This window comes from Mycobacterium sp. (assembly GCF_052144515.1).
Lineage (GTDB): Bacteria > Actinomycetota > Actinomycetes > Mycobacteriales > Mycobacteriaceae > Mycobacterium.
The window spans coordinates 1-3,852 of sequence record NZ_JBKQQD010000170.1 but is presented as its reverse complement, the minus strand read 5'-3'; the positions used below and the strand labels follow the sequence as shown (position 1 = coordinate 3,852).

General features: G+C 63.0%; 4 protein-coding genes and 1 pseudogene. 3 read left to right on the top strand and 2 right to left on the bottom strand.

Annotation, left to right across the window (positions count from 1 at the left end; all coding sequences use genetic code 11):
* The coding region (locus tag ACLP9N_RS11560; RefSeq protein WP_442407538.1) for a hypothetical protein at positions 1-299 on the bottom strand (299 nt) is incomplete at its 3' end.
* Between the two features lie 115 nt (positions 300-414).
* Between ACLP9N_RS11560 and ACLP9N_RS11555 the strand changes: the two are divergent.
* Together ACLP9N_RS11555 and ACLP9N_RS11550 are read left to right on the top strand one after the other, a co-directional pair.
* Positions 415-495, top strand: a pseudogene (locus ACLP9N_RS11555) (hypothetical protein); the annotation flags it as partial.
* 379 nt (positions 496-874) lie between these two features.
* Positions 875-2,335 (top strand): glycosyltransferase family 87 protein, encoded by a 1,461-nt coding sequence (locus tag ACLP9N_RS11550; RefSeq protein ID WP_442407537.1) that lies wholly within the window; start codon positions 875-877, stop codon positions 2,333-2,335.
* Between the two features lie 54 nt (positions 2,336-2,389).
* On the opposite strand, the gene ACLP9N_RS11545 is transcribed toward ACLP9N_RS11550, so the two are convergent.
* The gene (locus ACLP9N_RS11545; protein WP_442407536.1) at positions 2,390-2,908 is read right to left on the bottom strand and encodes a hypothetical protein; all 519 of its coding nucleotides are present in this window, start codon (positions 2,906-2,908) and stop codon (positions 2,390-2,392) included.
* Between the two features lie 406 nt (positions 2,909-3,314).
* Between ACLP9N_RS11545 and ACLP9N_RS11540 the strand changes: the two genes are divergently transcribed.
* On the top strand, positions 3,315-3,852 hold a 538-nt coding region (locus ACLP9N_RS11540), incomplete at its 3' end, for a glycosyltransferase family 2 protein (protein WP_442407535.1).

Below are 3,852 nucleotides of genomic sequence, written 5' to 3'. Positions count from 1 at the left end.
CAAAACACAATCGCGACGTGGTACGCGACGTCAGGTTGATCGCGGAAAATGGTCTCAATGCCAACACAAATAATCAACCAGAGTGGGTGAAAGCCGTTTGTCGGGTTGCGGCCGTCGAGGGAGATGGTTTGGCCGTCGGCAACGTTGCGGGCGACGGTCAGGTAATAAAACATGTCGTCGGTGACAAAGTGCGAAATCGCCAGGCGCATGGGCAAAAGCGCGAGCACTAGGACGCCGACCGAACCCGCAACCATGGCCGCGAAGAGTAACTTCTGCGCGGTGGTGCGCGAGTTTGTCATCGGCGACACCCTATGTGATGAGTTCGAACTCCGTGTAGTTTTCCCGACCTGGCATGCTCGTCCGCGCATGGCGTCCGACCCGTCTCAGCGGGGTGCGCCTGGTGGCACGCGGACCTACTCGGTGCACCCGGCGGTGGCCGGCCGGTCGGTGCTGGTGCGTGCCGACCTCGACGGGGCTCGGGCCTTCTGCGATGGCTAGCTGGTCGCCGACCATAAACGGATCCCTCGCGGCTCGATGAGACATGGCCGAATTTGGCGCGTGTTCGATGAGTTGGGAGAAACCGACCGATCTCACCGCAAGCGCGCCGACCGGGTGCCTACCTCGGCCAGTGCGGGTGTTTCGACATCCAGCCTCCGGCGAGTACTTCACTTCGCGGCCAAGCACTTCCATCCTTGCCGAGGCTGGCGAAGTCTGCGCGGCGGCCGCCTCGAACGACCCGCGCCCACGCAGACTTGCCCCCCACCGGCAACACCGGCAGACTCAACCCGTCAAGGACCCCGAAAGCTGTTGGCTGTGCGACGAGAATCGCTATCTCGAAGTCAGATACCGGCCGAATCAACCGAGGAGAACGCCCTTGAAGCGACCCGTCGAGTTGATGAGGGGCGCGATCACACCGATCCGGGAGCAATTCAGGACGGTCGGCCGCCAATCTGAGCGCACACTCGTGCTCGGCGCTGTCCTGCTGGCGTCGGTCGTGTCGGCGGTGACGGGGTTCGTTCTCGCCCAGTATTACTCCGTCGACGTGCTTGCCTCACTTACCGGAGTAGCCGAAGACTGCTGGCTTGACTGGGGAGTGCAGATCGGCCGACATTGCTTCAGCGACTACGCAATAACCGTCGACGAGGGTATGCGGCCTAATCCCTGGGGGCCCTACCCGACGTTTCTACCCTGGGACAACTACCAGGCGGGCTGGGTTAACTACCCGGCGGCTGCGTTGGTGCCACAATTGTTGTTCGCGGTTCCCGCAAAGTTGCTTGGCGCGCCACAGCTCGGTCTGATCGCTTTCCTGCTCGCACTGACGATCGCAGTCCTCGCGCCGGCGTTCTGGGCATCCCGGGGGGCGCGCGGGCTGGAACGGGTGGTGGTGTTCGTGGTGCTGGGCGCCGCTGCCATGCCGGCATGGGCGGTGATCGATCGCGGCAACTCGGTGGGGTTCCTGGCCCCGATCGCCCTGTTTTTCCTGCTGGCGCTGCGCCGAGAGCGCTGGGGCCTCGTCACGATCGCGGTTGTCCTGGCCGCGTTACTGAAACCGCAGTTCGCCATCCTCGCCGTCGCCTTGTTCGCTTCCCGGCAATGGCGGCTGGGCGGCATCGCAGTCGGCGGGGCAGTGATATCCAATCTCGCCGCTTACCTGCTGTGGCCGCGCGACTTTCCGCTAAACGTCGTGCAGTCGATCAAAGGTGTCTTAGGCTACGGCGGTTCGCCCTATGCTGTCACCTCACCGTACAACGTCTCGTTCGCGAGCGGGCTCTTCCATATCACCAATCGCGTTGTACCCCTGTTTGGTTATTCCGTGCTCATTGTGTCGGTGGTCTGCATCCTCGGTCTCGGGCGGCGCATTCCACCGGTGATGGTGGGCATCGCGCTTCTGGCCACGGCCACACTTTTCCCGTTCCAGGCGTTCAAGTATTACCTGGTGTTCGCCCTACCCATCGCGGCGTTGGTAGTTCGCGACCCGGACGGTCCGGCGGGATCGGGGATCTTCGATCGCCTCGCCAACCTCGGTGATCGCCGTCGCGCCGTCGGAATTTGCGTGAGTCTGGCCGCGGCGCTGAGCATCACGTGGATCGCCTTGCCCAGCAAGCCAACCCAGGCGTTGATCGCGGGGCAGAAGGGGGTCATCGGGATTGTCGGCACCACGCCCTTAGTTCCCACAACGGTCGCAGCGACGTCACTCCTGTGGTTGGTCACCTGCGCGTCCATCATCGTCTCGTACGCACGAAGACCTGCCCCCCGGGCGTTGAAGGGGGCCTGCACCGATTTGGCACCCGGAGAACTGAAGCCGGCAGCCGCGTCCCGGCTGGATCGTCCGTGAATCGACGAGTCCCAATGTTCCAGGGGCGCAGGCATTCGCGAACTGTGCAGCCCTTCACCGGATGCATCCGGTTGCATTTTTGCCCGCCGTCGCACCCGTCACGACGAGCACACGCAAGTTATCGGAATTGGTGATCCCCGTGACAAATATCATGAGCCCGTTATCCGCGGTCCCCCACACCCACTTCGTTTCCTTCGTTCCGTTGAATTCGGTCGTGACCGTCTTACACCAGGGCCGTCCGTCGAAATCGCGGAAAACCGGCAGCTGTGGTGCCAGATAGGACTCCACGCTGTCGCGGTTGCGATCCACCACCCAATTCTCGAAATAAGTGTCGAGACGCTGTGCGAGCTCCGAGCCCGATGGCATCGTCACCTGCGTGACTACCTGCGACCGGGGCCCGCTCGCGAGAGGTGTCGGTGATTGCGGGGCAGTGCTAAAGCCGTTCGGGCCTGAGGCGGACGACGTGCTCGTGCTGGTCGGCGGTAATGTGCGGAACGCGTCGTTCATGTTGCGCAGCGAACAGCCGCTTAGTACCACGGCCATAACCGCTGCGGCCGCCGTCGCACGAATCATGGTCGCTAATCCTAAAGAACCGTTACCAGTGTTGAGTACGTTTAGTGACGCGCTCGGGCGGTCTGCCCCTTGCGGCCGTTCAGGGTTGTGGCCTCGCCGCTTCCGGCCTCACAGGCCGAGGATTTACGGAGCTGCGCCGGCTCCGGCTAATGGTGTCCGATGGAGCCGAACGACCGGAGTCGCCCAGCCCGAACGTTGGCGTCCGAGCCAGCCCACGTTGCGGGCTCCCGAGCCGGGGTGATGCGGTGTCACGAGTCGGCATCGGCTGGCGGCTCGCCGTATTCTACCTGGTCAGGGAGTGGCATCGGGCAAAACCGTAACCGTTGAGTTTACGGCTGTCGAAATCGTCACACGATCTTTGCCAAAACTCCGGCACGAAGCGTACCTGAGAACTACATTAACGCCCATGACCGTGTTGTGTCGCCCGGCGGTCTCGGTGGTGGCGCCGTGCTTCAACGAGGAAGAAGTGCTGCCGCTGTTTCTGAGCCGGATCGGGGGTGTGCTGGATTCATTGGGCGGGAGCAGTGAGTTGGTTCTGGTCGATGACGGTTCTAGCGATCGAACCTGGGAGATCATCGAGAAGGCGGCCGTGGAGGACTCGCGCGTCGTCGGGGTGCGATTGATGCGCAACCATGGGCATCAGCTCGCGTTGACCGCGGGACTGAGCGTGTGCCGCGGAGAGCGTGTCCTGATCATCGACGCCGACCTACAGGATCCGCCCGAGCTGTTGCACGAGATGATGGCGCTCATGGACGACGGTGCCGACGTCGTCTACGGACAGCGCCGCCGGCGTGAAGGCGACGGCATGCTGAAGCGGGCGACTGCCGCGATCTTCTACCGGCTGATCGGCCGCATGACCGATGTTGATATCCCCTGCGACACGGGTGATTTCCGCTTGATCACACGTCGTGTGCTGGATCTGCTGATCGCCATGCCCGAACGGC